Origin of the sequence: Tatumella citrea, from assembly GCF_002163585.1 — a bacterium.
GTDB lineage: Bacteria > Pseudomonadota > Gammaproteobacteria > Enterobacterales > Enterobacteriaceae > Tatumella > Tatumella citrea.
Map to the genome: position 1 here is coordinate 3,230,508 of NZ_CP015579.1, position 16,525 is coordinate 3,247,032.

Annotated in this window: 8 protein-coding genes, 3 tRNA genes and 3 rRNA genes; 6 read left to right on the forward strand and 8 right to left on the reverse strand. The window is 49.5% G+C overall.

What is annotated here, in order from left to right; all coding sequences use genetic code 11:
* Positions 1-75 precede the first annotated feature (75 nt).
* Complete coding sequence (yafC, locus tag A7K98_RS15465) at positions 76-972, forward strand: DNA-binding transcriptional regulator YafC (protein ID WP_087489368.1); 897 nt, start codon at positions 76-78, stop codon at positions 970-972.
* Here the strand turns inward: yafC and dkgB are convergent.
* Positions 969-1,772 carry a 2,5-didehydrogluconate reductase DkgB gene (gene dkgB / locus A7K98_RS15470; protein ID WP_087489369.1) on the reverse strand — a complete coding sequence of 268 codons (804 nt, stop codon included), beginning with the start codon at positions 1,770-1,772 and terminating at the stop codon, positions 969-971. The genes yafC and dkgB overlap by 4 nt on opposite strands.
* 326 nt (positions 1,773-2,098) lie before the next feature.
* Between dkgB and tauA the strand changes: the two genes are divergently transcribed.
* The 5 genes from tauA to A7K98_RS15495 all read left to right on the forward strand — a co-directional run bounded on the left by tauA (position 2,099) and on the right by A7K98_RS15495 (position 7,609).
* Positions 2,099-3,082 carry a taurine ABC transporter substrate-binding protein gene (gene tauA, locus A7K98_RS15475; RefSeq protein ID WP_087489370.1) on the forward strand — a complete coding sequence of 328 codons (984 nt, stop codon included), beginning with the start codon at positions 2,099-2,101 and terminating at the stop codon, positions 3,080-3,082.
* 12 nt (positions 3,083-3,094) lie between these two features.
* Positions 3,095-3,874 (forward strand): taurine ABC transporter ATP-binding protein, encoded by a 780-nt coding sequence (locus A7K98_RS15480; protein WP_087489371.1) that lies wholly within the window; start codon positions 3,095-3,097, stop codon positions 3,872-3,874.
* Positions 3,867-4,712 (forward strand): ABC transporter permease subunit, encoded by an 846-nt coding sequence (locus tag A7K98_RS15485; RefSeq protein ID WP_087489372.1) that lies wholly within the window; start codon positions 3,867-3,869, stop codon positions 4,710-4,712. The genes A7K98_RS15480 and A7K98_RS15485 overlap by 8 nt, the downstream gene beginning before the upstream one ends.
* The gene (gene tauD / locus A7K98_RS15490; protein ID WP_087489373.1) at positions 4,696-5,541 is read left to right on the forward strand and encodes a taurine dioxygenase; all 846 of its coding nucleotides are present in this window, start codon (positions 4,696-4,698) and stop codon (positions 5,539-5,541) included. The genes A7K98_RS15485 and tauD overlap by 17 nt, the downstream gene beginning before the upstream one ends.
* Positions 5,542-6,103: 562 nt before the next feature.
* A complete protein-coding gene (locus tag A7K98_RS15495) occupies positions 6,104-7,609 on the forward strand; it encodes a sugar porter family MFS transporter (protein WP_087489374.1) in 1,506 nt (501 codons plus the stop codon).
* A gap of 277 nt (positions 7,610-7,886) precedes the next feature.
* Here A7K98_RS15495 and A7K98_RS15500 read toward each other — a convergent pair.
* From A7K98_RS15500 to clpB, 7 genes are all read right to left on the reverse strand, one after another.
* Positions 7,887-7,963 (reverse strand) — tRNA-Asp (locus tag A7K98_RS15500).
* A gap of 100 nt (positions 7,964-8,063) precedes the next feature.
* Positions 8,064-8,179: ribosomal RNA gene (gene rrf / locus A7K98_RS15505) — 5S ribosomal RNA — on the reverse strand.
* A 229-nt stretch (positions 8,180-8,408) separates the two neighbouring features.
* Positions 8,409-11,312 (reverse strand): 23S ribosomal RNA (locus A7K98_RS15510).
* Between the two features lie 181 nt (positions 11,313-11,493).
* Positions 11,494-11,569, reverse strand: a tRNA-Ala gene (locus A7K98_RS15515).
* Between the two features lie 108 nt (positions 11,570-11,677).
* Positions 11,678-11,754: transfer RNA gene (locus A7K98_RS15520), tRNA-Ile, on the reverse strand.
* 74 nt (positions 11,755-11,828) lie between these two features.
* Positions 11,829-13,370 (reverse strand): 16S ribosomal RNA (locus tag A7K98_RS15525).
* Together the 16S, 23S and 5S rRNA genes with 3 tRNA genes alongside form the textbook arrangement of a ribosomal RNA operon.
* Before the next feature lie 483 nt (positions 13,371-13,853).
* The gene (clpB, locus tag A7K98_RS15530) at positions 13,854-16,427 is read right to left on the reverse strand and encodes an ATP-dependent chaperone ClpB (RefSeq protein ID WP_087489375.1); all 2,574 of its coding nucleotides are present in this window, start codon (positions 16,425-16,427) and stop codon (positions 13,854-13,856) included.
* Between the last annotated feature and the right edge of the window lie 98 nt (positions 16,428-16,525).

The following is a 16,525-nucleotide window of genomic DNA, read 5'->3' on the forward strand; positions in this document are numbered from 1 at the left end:
GACGCGAAGTATCCCGCTATGTTTAAATGACAAAAATACCTATAATCTCAATTGAATTTTGCTACCGGAGCAATAATGAAAGCCTCCTCAGAAGAAATGGCCATTTTTGTCGCGGTTGTAGAAAGCGGCAGCTTTAGTCGTGCAGCAGAACAACTTGATATGGCCAATTCGGCCGTCAGTCGCTCAATTAAGAAGCTGGAAAATAAATTTAATATCAGTCTGCTGAACCGGACGACGCGCCAGTTAAGTCTGACCCGTGAGGGAGAACGTTACTTTCGTCGCGCCCAGGCTATCTTGCAGGAAATGGCTTCTGCCGAAAGTGAATTACTGGAAAGCCAACAGATCCCGGTGGGTAATTTGAGTATTGATGCAGCCACGCCGGTTTTGCTCTATCTGCTAAACCCACTTATCGCCAAATTTCATCGTCGCTATCCGCAGATTAATCTGTCGCTGATCTCTTCTGAAACTTTTATAAATCTGATTGAACGTAAAGTAGATATTGCTATCCGGGCGGGTACCTTAAGTGATTCGACACTGAGAGCAAAGCCTCTGCTAACCAGTTACCGGCGTATTGTTGCCACTCCGGCCTACCTTGCAGAGTGGGGTACACCAGAAACTGCCGCAGAATTGAGCCAGCATCGTTGTCTGGGGTTTACTGAGCCAGCCTCACTCAATTTATGGCCACTTCACGTGGCTGACGGGGAACTGTTGCCTGTAACTGCCGCCATGAGTTCGAATAGTGGTGAAGTTATTAAGCAGTTGTGCCTGCAGCACAATGGAATCGCCTGTTTGTCAGACTTTATGGTGGATGATGAGATTGCCCGTGGAGAACTGGTCGTCCTGCTGGCAGACAGCACTCAGCCAGTAGGAATGCCGGTGAGTGCTGTATTTTACAGTGATAACGCAGTCAGCAGCCGGATCCGCGCTTTTATCGATTTCATTAGCAGCGAACTGTCTGCCCGGCAGGTTTAATCCCAGTCCGGAGCCAGTCCCTCAGGGCTTACCAGACGGTTAGCAGACTCCAGAGCTGCAATCGCCGCATAATCATCAGCATCCAGCTGAAGTGAGACGGCCTGCAGATTGCTTTGCAGGTTTTCCGCTTTTGTTGAAGACGGGATCACTGAGTATCCCAGCCCCATTGCCCAGGCAAGAATGACCTGAGCCGGAGTCGCATTATGTTTTTCAGCAATCCGGCCAATCACTTCTGACTTCAGAGCTTCACCATAAGCCAGCGTCATGTAAGACGTTATGTGGATGCCCAACGTTCTCGCATAATCGACAACTTTCTGGTTTTGCAGAAACGGTGACAGTTCTATCTGATTAGTGGCAATATTCTCAGCGCCAACGGCATCCACCGCCTGCTGCATAAGATCAATGGTAAAGTTAGAAATACCGATTTCCCGAGTCAGCCCCAGAGCCTTAGCCTCAACCAACGCCTGCATTGTTTCTGCGACAGAGACAGCCTGACCAGGTGACGGCCAGTGAACCAGTACCAAATCAGCATAACTGGTCTGTAGTTTTTCCAGACTGGCTTTCAGGCTGGGAATAAGTTTGTCTGCAGACAGGTTTTCCACCCAGATTTTAGTTGTCAGGTAAATATCCTGGCGGGCCACACCACTGTCGCGAATAGCCTCACCCACCGCAGCCTCATTATCATAGATCTGCGCCGTATCAACCGCCCGATATCCCAGAGCCAGTGCCTGAGTAACAGATGCTTTGACTACTTCATCCTTCAGACGGAAGGTGCCTAAACCAAACAGTGGAACAGTCATTGTATTTTCTCCTGTAGAAATTATGGGGTAAGTATTGCAACCCTTGCCTTTCAGAGAAATGACATAATTGTCATAATATTTTTGCATAAACAGCAATAATTAATCTGTTCTGTTATCTGACAGCTTTCGCACACCTTCCTAAACTGCGCTGTAAAAAGGAAAAAACCGCTACAAATAAATCACCTACCGCCTTATTCAATAAACACATAAGCTTTCTATAAATTAATCGAAAGTAGTTATATCAATTATCACTAACATCTTCTGTTTTGTTATTTCTCCGTGTGGTTTTTCCGAATTAGCATCAAATCTTTAAAGGGGAGAACACCATGAAAAAAACCGGAAAGATTGTCCTGGCACTCAGTGCCTTAGCTTTATCCTTATCTGCACAGGCCGAAAATATTGTGGTTGGCTATCAGACAGGGGTTGACCCTTCGAAAGTCCCACAAGCGGCTGGCACTTATGATAAAGAAATCGGCCAGAAGCTGGACTGGCGCCGTTTTGACAGTGGTCCGGGAGTGGTTTCAGCACTGGTTTCCGGTGCCATTCAGATTGGTGATTTAGGTTCCAGCCCTTTTGCGGCAGCAGTATCACGTAAAGTTCCAATTGTTGCTTTTCTGGTGGTGGATCAAATCCAGTCTTCAGAATCACTGGTGGTACGAAACGGCAGCGGAATTAAAAGCCCTGCGGACCTGAAAGGTAAAACCATTGCTACCCCTTTTGTGTCAACCTCACACTTTAGCCTGCTGGGTGCACTGAAACACTGGGGCATCTCAGATAAACAAGTAAAAATCGTCAATCTGCAGCCCTTAGAAATTGCAGCAGCCTGGAAAAGGGGTGACATAGATGGTGCTTTCGTTTGGGCTCCGGCACTCAGTGAAATTGAAAAATCAGGTACAGTCCTGACTGATGCAGCACAGGTTGGAAAATGGGGAGAGCCGACGTTTGAAGTCTGGGTAGCGCGTAAGGACTTTGCCGATAAACATCCGGAGATACTGAAAAAATTTGCTGCCGTTACCCTCGACAGTATCAATGATTATCGTCAGCACCCGGAAAAATGGAGTGCGACATCAGCAAATGCTGCCGCAACTGCACGGCTGGTCGGGGTTAATCCTGCCGATGTTCCGGCATTGATCGCCGGAAACAAATACCCTGACACCAGTGAACAGGCAGGGCCTGAATATCTCGGCGGTGGAATTGCGAAAGCGACGAAAGCTACAGCAGAATTTCTGTTTCAGCAAAAACGAATTCCTTCAGTACTTCCTGACTACAGTCCGTATGTCAGCAGTCAGTACATTCCCGCAGCACATTAACAGGGGAAAGCTATGAGCCGGTTAACTGCAAATAATATCAGTCTGTCTTATACCAAAGGCCGTTCGGTTCGCCCGATTATTCAGGACTTCTCTTTGAGCCTGGAACAGGGAGAAATCAATGTATTACTGGGATCTTCCGGTTGTGGTAAATCGACAATACTGAATATCCTCGCCGGCTTCAAAGCTCCTGACTCTGGAGTTGTCAGCCTTGATCATCAGCAACTGACATCTCCCTCAGCAGAACGTGCGGTGGTATTTCAGGATCATGCTCTGATGCCCTGGCTAAATGCCATCGATAATGTCGCTATCGGATTACGGATTAATGGCGTTAACAAACAGGCAAGACACCAACAGGCACTACACTACCTGCAGTTGGTCGGGCTGGCGGATTATGCCAGCCATTCAGTCAGTGAGTTATCCGGAGGTCAACGCCAGCGGCTCGGCCTTGCCCGGGTACTGGCAATCAAACCACGATTTATTTTGCTCGACGAACCGTTCGGCGCTCTGGATGCATTAACCCGCGAAAAGATGCAGCAGTTATTACTGCGAATCTGGAAAGAGACCGGAGTCGGCATTTTATTAATTACTCACAGCGTCGATGAAGGTCTGTTACTCGCCAGTAATCTGCTGGTACTTAAAGGCCCGCCACTCGGTGTAATTGCCCGTTTTAATCCCGAATTTTCCCGCCGGTTCCATGACGGAGAAAGTGTCAGAACGCTTAAGGCTGAACACTCATTCTCTCAACAACGTCAGCAGATATTGGATCTGTTATTGGAGGAGAGTGATGACTAATAAAGCTATCGATCAGTTAGCCCCCCGAACGATCAGTGGAGCCCCAAAGGCAACATTTCGCCTGAGTGAGCATCCGACATTAATTTCATTGTTCAGTATTGCAATAGTTATTCTGCTTTGGGCTATCGCTCCCTATGCAGGATGGCTTAATCCGTTATTTTTCCCTACGATTCCGGAATTACTGAAAGCATTTTCTACCCTCTGGCAACAGGGATACCTGGATGTGACGTTGGGGCAGCATATTGAAGCCAGTCTGTACCGGGTGCTGGCCGCACTATTTTTTGCCCTGATTACAGCATTGCCTTTGGGAATACTGATGGGGCTAAACAAAATTGCCAAAGCGGTAGTTGACCCGTTTATTGATTTTTATCGCCCTATCCCACCACTGGCCTATTTGCCGCTAATTGTTATCTGGTTTGGTATTGGTGAAGTCTCGAAAGTTCTGCTGATTTACCTGGCGATTTTTGCCCCACTGGTGATTGCAACATCAGAAGCGGTGAGACGTGTCGATCGCAACCGGATTCAGGTCGTCAGGTGTCTGGGAGCAGGATACGGGCAGGTTGTAAGACTGGTTATCCTGCCTGCTATTTTACCGGACATTATCACCGGATTGAGAATTGCTTTGGGTGTCGGCTGGTCTACTCTGGTTGCCGCAGAACTGATAGCCGCAAATCAGGGGCTTGGATTTATGGTGGAATCAGCGGCCCAGTTTCTCTCCACTGAGGTGGTGGTTGCCGGGATCATTATCATTGCGTTTATTGCATTAATTATCGAGTTTGGCCTACGCCAGGTTCAAAAACATTTTGTCAGCTGGAGTTTGCATGATGCCCAAAGTTAAACGGATTGCCAGTGCGCTGGGCGCAGAGATCAGTGGTATAGATTTATGCCAGGATCTTCGGGCAGAAGAAGTTGCATTAATCAGACAATTACTGCGGGAACATCAGGTTATTTTCTTCCGCAATCAGCCGGTAACTCCGGCACAGCAGGCACGTCTGGCCAACCATTTTGGTGATCTCCATATACACCCGATTTACCCGTCGTCACCGGAAAATCCTGAGGTCATGGTTCTGGATACTGAGCTCAATGATTTACGTGATAATGCCCTCTGGCATACAGATGTCACCTTTATTCAGACACCACCGATGGCTTCACTGTTGAGTGCCCGTCAGGTGCCAGAGTTTGGCGGGGATACATTATGGGCAAGTTGCAGCGCCGCCTGGAACGCTCTGTCGGCCCCGTTACAAGCTCTGCTTGAACCGCTGCATGCGGAACATGATATTACTTTATCCTTTCCCGTCAGCCGTTTTGCCAGTACTCCTGAGGCATCAGAGCGGTTTGATAAAGCCAGGCTCAACAATCCACCAGTGATTCACCCGGTGGTCAGAGTACATCCGGAGACGGGTGAAAAAGGGTTATTTGTCTCAGCCGGTTTCACTCGTAAAATTGTTGAACTGAATGATAATGAAAGCCGTGCTCTGCTCGATTTATTGTTTGCTCAGAGCACCCAGCCAGAATTCTGTGTGCGCTGGCACTGGCAGCAATATGATCTGGTCATGTGGGATAACCGCATTACACAACACTATGCCTGTGATGATTATCGTCCACAGCGCCGTGTGATGCACAGGGCCACTATTCTGGGAGACCGGCCAAAAGGTATCAACGGATAATATTCTCGCTATATCAATACCTCCGGAGGTTTGGTGCCAGCTCTTGCAGCACCCTGCTTCCGGCAGGACCACAGCGATTTAACTGATATCACAACTCATTTCCGCGGGTTTATCCCCGGATACTTCCTTTGTCTGCCGTCTCACTTTTACTCTGGAATACCCTCTCCTTCTCTTTCCTGCTAGTACGACTCTTCAGATATCCTGACAGAAAATATTTACCGCAAAAATCATCTATCCTGGCAGAAGTTCTACCCTCACTAATGTTGTGATATACGGGAAATATTTCAGATATATATATTATGAGTTCAGCGATCCGGAGATTTATCGTCTAAATATCGGCAGTTTTTGTGATATGAGTCACAAATAACATGACACCACGCACCTCAGCTGTTATAGCTTATATAGATGTTTTTTTATCTGCTTATATCTTTTAAGTATGAGTAGTACGTAACTTTCGCACTACTCCTGCTTTCAGACCACATTATCGGACAGATAACCGATGATTCCCAAATTACTTATCGCAAGGAAAATACACTCCGCTCATTAACTATAAAAGGTAATTATGACTGATCCACAGCTCAAACACTCCTCACCTGACAGACCACCGGAAGTCTCAGATATAGCCGGGACCGAAGAGAACAGTACAACTTATTTTCTCAGCGCAGATGCCTTTCTGTTAACTGCTACCGGAATTGCCGCTATTGCGGGTTTTCTTTACGGGTATGATACCGGGATTATTTCCGGTGCGTTGTTACAAATCAGCCACGATTTTTCACTATCCGGCCAGGCTCAGGAACTGGTCACCAGCGCCATTCTGGTTGGTGCAGTGATGGGCGCGCTGGTTTGCGGAAAACTCTCTGCAACTATTGGTCGTCGCTATACAGTCATGACTGTCGCAGCGATCTTTGCTATTGGTGTTCTGGCCTCAGGCTGGTCAGATTCGGCCACAGCACTGGCTTTGGCTAGAATTGTGCTCGGATTTGCCGTCGGCGGCGCTTCACAAATAGTTCCGGTATATATTGCAGAGCTGGCGCCTTCACATAAACGTGGCCGGCTGGTGACCTTTTTTAATATTTCCATTGGTGTCGGAATTCTTACTGCAGGACTGGTCGGTGCATTCCTGCAGGATATCTGGAGCTGGCGGGTGATGTTTTCCGTTGCAGCTATTCCAGCGCTTATTCTGATGTTTGGTATGCTGCCACTCCCGGAAAGCCCACGCTGGCTGGTTGGGCAAAAACGAACCCGTGAAGCACGTATCGCTTTAAATATGGTACGAGAGACGGATCGTGAAGTTCGGCATGAACTTAGAAATATTCAAAAAGTGCACGATAAAACAGAACGAAAATCTACGATGGGATGGAAGGATCTGAAACAACCCTGGCTACGCCCTGCGCTATTTGCAGGCTTAGGTGTCGCGGCCTTTACTCAGCTCTCCGGCATAGAGATGATGATCTACTATACCCCGACGTTTCTGACTGATGCAGGATTCAGCCGCGCAGCTGCCCTGCACTCTGCGCTGGGTGTCGCGGTTATCTATCTGGTGCTGACTGTTGTGGGTAAGTTGCTGGTTGACCATATTGGGCGCCGTAAATTAACACTCTGGATGATGCCCGGAGCAATTATCAGTCTGATACTGCTGGGCACGGTATTTATTCTGGACAGCCACGGTGGCAGCCATGGCTGGTTAGTGGTCAGTTGCCTGTTTGCTTTTATGGTGTTTAATTCCGGGGGTATCCAGGTCATTGGCTGGTTGATTGGTTCGGAGGTTTACCCTACCGGTATCAGAGAAAAAGCGACCAGTCTGCATGCAGCCATGTTATGGGGTTCAAACCTGCTGCTGACTGCAACTGCTCTGTCACTGGTTAATATCTTAGGGATTGGCGGGGCTATGTGGTTCTATGCCTTACTGAACTTACTAGGCTTCCTGTTTATCTATTTCGTCGTGCCGGAAACCAAAGGCCGTTCACTGGAAGAGATAGAAATCTCGCTAAAAGAAGGCCGTTTTTATCCCCGACAGAAAATTAAAGAAGCTAAGCAAACTCAGTCTCCGGCTCAGTCTGGTTCCTGATTATGTAGGTTTAGCAATTTACCTGTTGGCTGCAAGTCCCTCCGTTTGTACGGGGGGATTTTTTTGACTTAGCTTTGAACTTACGGCTGGCATACTCAGCGCAGATTTCGACAAACAATTGTCTTGTGTATATAAATAACCGGGGCCCGGGCTGTCAAATCAGCAGTGAATGGTGTTAAAAATCTCTGTCGCAGGGGGAAACAGGAGCAAAAAAAAACCGCACATCGAAATGTGCGGTCTTCTTATGGCATATCAATCGGATATGCACTGTATAAAGTGGCGGAACGGACGGGGCTCGAACCCGCGACCCCCTGCGTGACAGGCAGGTATTCTAACCAACTGAACTACCGCTCCACCGATTCTGTACTGAACTCAGAAACTGTCTGAACTCAGGTATTTCACCTTTTACCCGTCACGGTAAAAGTCATGACCATTATTCCGGTCGTAATTGGATGCCTGGCAGTTCCCTACTCTCGCATGGGGAGACCCCACACTACCATCGGCGCTACGGCGTTTCACTTCTGAGTTCGGCATGGGGTCAGGTGGGACCACCGCGCTCTAGCCGCCAGGCAAATCTTGGTGCCGTGTCCTGTGTCTTTTTCACTGATACTGCGTTGACTGCCTTTGTGCTGTTCAGTCACATACTCATGTATGCTCCTTCTCATCACGCAGTTGCCGCCTTGTCTCAGCGCAAAATCCTTCGGACGTTCGTCCGCAGAACACTGCTAATTTTTTAATTTAACTATCAGGAACTCGCTGAAAATTCTTTTGCGTCTCTGCAAAACGCCTCTGGCGTTGTAAGGTTAAGCCTCACGGGTCATTAGTACCGGTTAGCTCAATGCATCGCTGCACTTACACATCCGGCCTATCAACGTCGTCGTCTTCAACGTCCCTTCAGGACTCTCAAGGAGTCAGGGAGAACTCATCTCGGGGCAAGTTTCGTGCTTAGATGCTTTCAGCACTTATCTTTTCCGCACTTAGCTACCGGGCAATGCCATTGGCATGACAACCCGAACACCAGTGGTGCGTTCACTCCGGTCCTCTCGTACTAGGAGCAACCCCCCTCAATTCTCCAGCGCCCACGGCAGATAGGGACCGAACTGTCTCACGACGTTCTAAACCCAGCTCGCGTACCACTTTAAACGGCGAACAGCCGTACCCTTGGGACCTACTTCAGCCCCAGGATGTGATGAGCCGACATCGAGGTGCCAAACACCGCCGTCGATATGAACTCTTGGGCGGTATCAGCCTGTTATCCCCGGAGTACCTTTTATCCGTTGAGCGATGGCCCTTCCATTCAGAACCACCGGATCACTAAGACCTGCTTTCGCACCTGCTCGAACCGTCACTCTCGCAGTCAAGCTAGCTTATGCCTTTGCACTAACCTCACGATGTCCGACCGTGATTAGCTAACCTTCGTGCTCCTCCGTTACTCTTTGGGAGGAGACCGCCCCAGTCAAACTACCCACCAGACACTGTCCGCAACCCGGATGACGGGTCTACGTTAGAATATCAAACATTAAAGGGTGGTATTTCAAGGATGGCTCCGTACGAACTGGCGTCCGTACTTCAGTGCCTCCCACCTATCCTGCACATCAAGGCTCAATATTCAGTGTCAAGCTATAGTAAAGGTTCACGGGGTCTTTCCGTCTTGCCGCGGGTACACTGCATCTTCACAGCGATTTCAATTTCACTGAGTCTCGGGTGGAGACAGCCTGGCCATCATTACGCCATTCGTGCAGGTCGGAACTTACCCGACAAGGAATTTCGCTACCTTAGGACCGTTATAGTTACGGCCGCCGTTTACCGGGGCTTCGATCAAGAGCTTCTCCTTGCGGATAACCCCATCAATTAACCTTCCGGCACCGGGCAGGCGTCACACCGTATACGTCCACTTTCGTGTTTGCACAGTGCTGTGTTTTTAATAAACAGTTGCAGCCAGCTGGTATCTTCGACTGGCTTCAGCTCCGGGAGCAAGTCCCTTCACCTACGCGCCAGCGTGCCTTCTCCCGAAGTTACGGCACCATTTTGCCTAGTTCCTTCACCCGAGTTCTCTCAAGCGCCTTGGTATTCTCTACCTGACCACCTGTGTCGGTTTGGGGTACGATTTCGTGTTACCTGGAGCTTAGAGGCTTTTCCCGGAAGCAGGGCATTTGTCACTTCAGTACCGTAGTACCTCGTCATCACGCCTCAGCCTTAAGAAGTTCCGGATTTGCCTGGAACCTCAGCCTACACGCTTAAACCGGGACAACCGTCGCCCGGATGACATAGCCTTCTCCGTCCCCCCTTCGCAGTAACACCAAGTACAGGAATATTAACCTGTTTCCCATCGACTACGCTTTTCAGCCTCGCCTTAGGGGTCGACTCACCCTGCCCCGATTAACGTTGGACAGGAACCCTTGGTCTTCCGGCGAGCGGGCTTTTCACCCGCTTTATCGTTACTTATGTCAGCATTCGCACTTCTGATACCTCCAGCAGACCTCACAGCCCACCTTCAACGGCTTACAGAACGCTCCCCTACCCAACAACACATAGTGTCGCTGCCGCAGCTTCGGTGCATGGTTTAGCCCCGTTACATCTTCCGCGCAGGCCGACTCGACCAGTGAGCTATTACGCTTTCTTTAAATGATGGCTGCTTCTAAGCCAACATCCTGGCTGTCTGAGCCTTCCCACATCGTTTCCCACTTAACCATGACTTTGGGACCTTAGCTGGCGGTCTGGGTTGTTTCCCTCTTCACGACGGACGTTAGCACCCGCCGTGTGTCTCCCGTGATAACATTCTCCGGTATTCGCAGTTTGCATCGGGTTGGTAAGCCGGGATGGCCCCCTAGCCGAAACAGTGCTCTACCCCCGGAGATGAATTCACGAGGCGCTACCTAAATAGCTTTCGGGGAGAACCAGCTATCTCCCGGTTTGATTGGCCTTTCACCCCCAGCCACAGGTCATCCGCTAATTTTTCAACATTAGTCGGTTCGGTCCTCCAGTTAGTGTTACCCAACCTTCAACCTGCCCATGGCTAGATCACCGGGTTTCGGGTCTATACCCTGCAACTTAACGCCCAGTTAAGACTCGGTTTCCCTGCGGCTCCCCTATACGGTTAACCTTGCTACAGAATATAAGTCGCTGACCCATTATACAAAAGGTACGCAGTCACACCATAAAGGTGCTCCCACTGCTTGTACGTACACGGTTTCAGGTTCTTTTCACTCCCCTCGCCGGGGTTCTTTTCGCCTTTCCCTCACGGTACTGGTTCACTATCGGTCAGTCAGGAGTATTTAGCCTTGGAGGATGGTCCCCCCATATTCAGACAGGATACCACGTGTCCCGCCCTACTCTTCGAACTCACGATGTGTGCATTTTCATGTACGGGACTTTCACCCTGTATCGCGCGACATTCCAGACGCTTCCACTAACACACACACTGATGATGGTTCAGGGCTGCTCCCCGTTCGCTCGCCGCTACTGGGGGAATCTCGGTTGATTTCTTTTCCTCTGGGTACTTAGATGTTTCAGTTCCCCAGGTTCGCCTCGTTAACCTATGAATTCAGTTAACGATGATGCACTGAGTGCACCGGGTTTCCCCATTCGGACATCGCCGGCTGTATCGGTTCATATCACCTTACCGGCGCTTTTCGCAGATTAGCACGTCCTTCATCGCCTCTGACTGCCAGGGCATCCACCGTGTACGCTTATTCGCTTAACCTCACAACCCACAGACGTCTTGCAACGACTATGAATCGTAAAAGTTTTTGAGAGACTCTGAATAACTTTCGTCATTCATTGTTTTCAAATTTTCAGCTTGTTCCGGATTGTTAAAGAGCAATATCTTAAACATGACTCGTAAGTCATCTTTAAGATAAGTATTCAGTGAGCATACTGAATGATGGTGGAGCTAAGCGGGATCGAACCGCTGACCTCCTGCGTGCAAGGCAGGCGCTCTCCCAGCTGAGCTATAGCCCCATCGATGGGTAAACTTCTGTACCTTAATTCTTTATCAGACAAGGCATGGCTTCACGACGCATAGTGAACTATGCGAGCCGGAGTCGTAACGCCGTATGAGAAAGAATTTGGTAGGCCTGAGTGGACTTGAACCACCGACCTCACCCTTATCAGGGGTGCGCTCTAACCACCTGAGCTACAAGCCTGCAGAAGATTACTGCTCTCTTTATTTTCTATCAGACAATCTGTTGTGGACACTTCGCGGGAACGTATCTTCAGGTAAGGAGGTGATCCAACCGCAGGTTCCCCTACGGTTACCTTGTTACGACTTCACCCCAGTCATGAATCACAAAGTGGTAAACGCCCTCCCGAAGGTTAAGCTATCTACTTCTTTTGCAACCCACTCCCATGGTGTGACGGGCGGTGTGTACAAGGCCCGGGAACGTATTCACCGTAGCATTCTGATCTACGATTACTAGCGATTCCGACTTCATGGAGTCGAGTTGCAGACTCCAATCCGGACTACGACGCACTTTATGAGGTCCGCTTGCTCTCGCGAGGTCGCTTCTCTTTGTATGCGCCATTGTAGCACGTGTGTAGCCCTACTCGTAAGGGCCATGATGACTTGACGTCATCCCCACCTTCCTCCGGTTTATCACCGGCAGTCTCCTTTGAGTTCCCGACCGAATCGCTGGCAACAAAGGATAGGGGTTGCGCTCGTTGCGGGACTTAACCCAACATTTCACAACACGAGCTGACGACAGCCATGCAGCACCTGTCTCAGAGTTCCCGAAGGCACCAAAGCATCTCTGCTAAGTTCTCTGGATGTCAAGAGTAGGTAAGGTTCTTCGCGTTGCATCGAATTAAACCACATGCTCCACCGCTTGTGCGGGCCCCCGTCAATTCATTTGAGTTTTAACCTTGCGGCCGTACTCCCCAGGCGGTCGACTTAACGCGTTAGCTCCGGAAGCCACGCCTCAAGGGCACAACCTCCAAGTCGACATCGTTTACGGCGTGGACTACCAGGGTATCTAATCCTGTTTGCTCCCCACGCTTTCGCACCTGAGCGTCAGTCTTTGTCCAGGGGGCCGCCTTCGCCACCGGTATTCCTCCAGATCTCTACGCATTTCACCGCTACACCTGGAATTCTACCCCCCTCTACAAGACTCTAGCCTGCCAGTTTCGAATGCAGTTCCCGGGTTGAGCCCGGGGATTTCACATCCGACTTGACAGACCGCCTGCGTGCGCTTTACGCCCAGTAATTCCGATTAACGCTTGCACCCTCCGTATTACCGCGGCTGCTGGCACGGAGTTAGCCGGTGCTTCTTCTGTCAGTAACGTCAATGCATAGCCGTATTAAGACTACACCCTTCCTCCTGACTGAAAGTACTTTACAACCCGAAGGCCTTCTTCATACACGCGGCATGGCTGCATCAGGCTTGCGCCCATTGTGCAATATTCCCCACTGCTGCCTCCCGTAGGAGTCTGGACCGTGTCTCAGTTCCAGTGTGGCTGGTCATCCTCTCAGACCAGCTAGGGATCGTCGCCTAGGTGAGCCGTTACCCCACCTACTAGCTAATCCCATCTGGGCACATCCGATGGTGTGAGGCCCGAAGGTCCCCCACTTTGGTCTTGCGACGTTATGCGGTATTAGCTACCGTTTCCAGTAGTTATCCCCCTCCATCAGGCAGTTTCCCAGACATTACTCACCCGTCCGCCACTCGTCACCCAAGGAGCAAGCTCCTCTGTGCTACCGTTCGACTTGCATGTGTTAGGCCTGCCGCCAGCGTTCAATCTGAGCCATGATCAAACTCTTCAATTTAAAGTTTGATTTGCTTAAACGAGTTAAGCGATGCTCAAGTGTAAAACACTCATAATGAATTTTATTATGTGTTCACTCTTAAGACTTGATATTTTTTACGTCCGGAGACGCTGATATCAATCCTGCGAGTGCCCACACAGATTGTCTGATAAATTGTTAAAGAGCGTTGCAACTCAACCGCTTAGGTTGTCGCTGCGAGGTGGCGTATATTACGCTTTTCACCTCAGGAGTCAATCACTATTTCGTGATTTTTTCTCCGGACCGAATCGCTTCAGTCCCTGTCACGCCTTGGCGCATCGCGCTTTACCGTGTCAGTGGGAGCGCATTATAGGGAGATTAAATTTTCCCGCAAGCGCTATTTTGAATTCTTTTTCCGATAGCTGAATTTTTACTCACATCGCACTAAAAAACCGCTACCTGCCCTGCAAAAACGACAAAAACGGGCAAAAAACGCCCGCTTTTGTGATTAACATGAGTCAGTAATTACTGATGAGCGACGATTTCGCCATCGCGTACTTCCATTTCGATGGTTTTACCCGGCACCAAATCACCAGAAAGAATCTGCTGAGCCAACGGATTCTCAATTTCCTGTTGAATAGCTCTTTTCAGAGGCCGCGCCCCATAAACCGGGTCGAAACCTGTCTGACCTAACAGTTTCAGAGCCTCATCAGAAATGTGTAACTGATAACCCCGCTCTTCCAGACGTTTATGTAACCGCTGCAACTGTATCTGTGCAATTGATGCAATATGATCAGCCCCTAATGGATGGAAGACCACCAGCTCATCAATACGGTTGATAAACTCAGGCCGGAAATGATGACCAACAACGCTCATGACTAACGCTTTCATCTCACCATAATTCAGTTCACCAAACCGTTCCTGAATTAAGTCTGATCCCAGGTTAGAGGTCATGATTATCACGGCATTACGGAAATCAACGGTACGCCCTTGCCCGTCCGTCAGACGTCCGTCATCCAACACCTGCAACAGAATGTTGAATACATCCGGGTGCGCTTTCTCAACTTCATCAAGTAAAATCACCGAATACGGGCGGCGTCTGACCGCTTCAGTCAGGTACCCCCCCTCTTCATAGCCAACATATCCCGGAGGTGCACCGACCAGTCTGGAAACAGAATGTTTTTCCATAAACTCAGACATATCAATCCGCACCATCGCCTCATCGCTGTCAAACAGGAAGTCAGCCAGTGCTTTACATAATTCAGTTTTACCCACCCCGGTAGGACCAAGGAACAGGAACGAACCCACCGGACGATTTGGATCTGCCAGTCCTGCGCGGCTACGACGAATAGCATTCGCGACTGCTTCAACCGCTTCATCCTGACCAATCACCCGATTATGCAGAGACTCTTCCATCCGCAACAATTTATCGCGTTCACCTTCCATCATTCTTGCGACCGGAATTCCTGTCCAACGGGCCAGCACATCAGCAATTTCTACGTCAGTTACGCGGTTACGTAACATTTTCATGGATTTGCCTTCCGCCTGAGTTGCGGCAGCCAGCTGTTTTTCCAGATCAGGAATTTTACCGTACTGCAGTTCTGACATTTCGGCCAGGTCCCCGGTACGACGAGCCTGTTCCAGAGAAAGGCGAGCCTGCTCCAGTTCGGCTTTGATATTCTGGGTTCCGGTCAGAGAGGCTTTTTCCGCTTTCCACTCTTCTTCGAGTTCAGCATATTCACGCTCTTTCTGGTTCAGCTCAGTTTCCAGCATTTCCAGACGTTTAACGCTGGCATCATCGGACTCTTTTTTCAGAGCCTGCTGTTCCAGTTTTAACTGGATGATCCGGCGTTCAAGACGGTCCAGCGATTCTGGTTTAGAATCGATCTGCATACGAATACTGGAAGCCGCTTCATCAATCAGGTCGATAGCTTTGTCCGGCAACTGGCGATCAGCAATATAACGGTGCGAAAGATTCGCTGCTGCAACAATCGCCGGATCGGTAATTTGCACATGATGGTGCAATTCATAGCGCTCTTTCAGGCCGCGCAGAATGGCGATGGTATCTTCTACTGTTGGTTCAGCCACCAGCACTTTCTGGAAGCGGCGCTCAAGTGCGGCATCTTTCTCAATATACTGACGATATTCATCAAGCGTTGTGGCACCTACACAGTGTAATTCCCCACGAGCCAGTGCAGGTTTCAACATATTGCCAGCATCCATTGCGCCGTCAGCTTTACCGGCACCCACCATGGTATGAAGCTCATCAATAAACAGGATGACATTACCTTCCTGTTTAGACAGATCATTCAGCACCCCTTTCAGGCGCTCTTCGAATTCACCGCGAAATTTAGCCCCGGCAACCAGTGCACCCATATCCAGTGCCAGCACCCGACGGCCTTTTAAGCCCTCCGGGACTTCACCATTGATAATACGTTGTGCAAGCCCTTCAACGATCGCGGTTTTACCTACCCCGGGCTCACCAATCAATACCGGGTTATTTTTGGTACGACGTTGCAATACCTGAATAGTGCGGCGAATTTCCTCATCGCGTCCAATCACCGGATCGAGTTTTCCCTGCTCGGCACGTTCAGTCAGGTCGATGGTATATTTTTTTAATGCCTGCCGTTGATCTTCGGCACCTTGTTCACTCACGTTTTCTCCCCCACGCAGCTGATCGATTGCACTGGTGAGTTTCTCAGTGGAGGCGCCTGCTGATTTCAGAATATCAGCCAGTGCTCCGCGGGATTCCAGCGCAGCAAGTACAAACAGTTCAGATGAAATAAAGCTGTCACCGCGTTTTTGAGCCAGCTTGTCACACAAATTTAATACACGAATTAAATCAGCCGACGGCTGCACGTCGCCGTCACTACCTTCTATTTGTGGCAGCCGTTTTATGGACTGACTGATTTTCTCCTGAATTGCCGCAACATCCAGTCCGGCAGAGGAGAGTAAAGGACGCACCGATCCCCCTTCCTGAGACAGTAATGCGCTCATAAGGTGAAGAGGTTCGATAAATTGATTGTCGTTGCCGAGAGCCAATGACTGTGCATCGGCCAGTGCTAATTGAAATTTACTTGTTAGACGATCCAGACGCATAATTCCTCCTGTTAAAGGTCAAAATGCTACAGGAGATTAAATGAGGCCAATCCCTCAAATATTCAAGTTTAATGACCCGGAAAACAAAGAAAAATTAT

Coding starts and splice junctions, on each gene's coding strand:
- yafC (WP_087489368.1), top strand. CDS start 76: ATGAAAGCCTCCTCAGAAGAAATGGCCATTTTTGTCGCGGTTGTAGAA.
- dkgB (WP_087489369.1), bottom strand. CDS start 1,772: ATGACTGTTCCACTGTTTGGTTTAGGCACCTTCCGTCTGAAGGATGAA.
- tauA (WP_087489370.1), top strand. CDS start 2,099: ATGAAAAAAACCGGAAAGATTGTCCTGGCACTCAGTGCCTTAGCTTTA.
- A7K98_RS15480 (WP_087489371.1), top strand. CDS start 3,095: ATGAGCCGGTTAACTGCAAATAATATCAGTCTGTCTTATACCAAAGGC.
- A7K98_RS15485 (WP_087489372.1), top strand. CDS start 3,867: ATGACTAATAAAGCTATCGATCAGTTAGCCCCCCGAACGATCAGTGGA.
- tauD (WP_087489373.1), top strand. CDS start 4,696: ATGATGCCCAAAGTTAAACGGATTGCCAGTGCGCTGGGCGCAGAGATC.
- A7K98_RS15495 (WP_087489374.1), top strand. CDS start 6,104: ATGACTGATCCACAGCTCAAACACTCCTCACCTGACAGACCACCGGAA.
- clpB (WP_087489375.1), bottom strand. CDS start 16,427: ATGCGTCTGGATCGTCTAACAAGTAAATTTCAATTAGCACTGGCCGAT.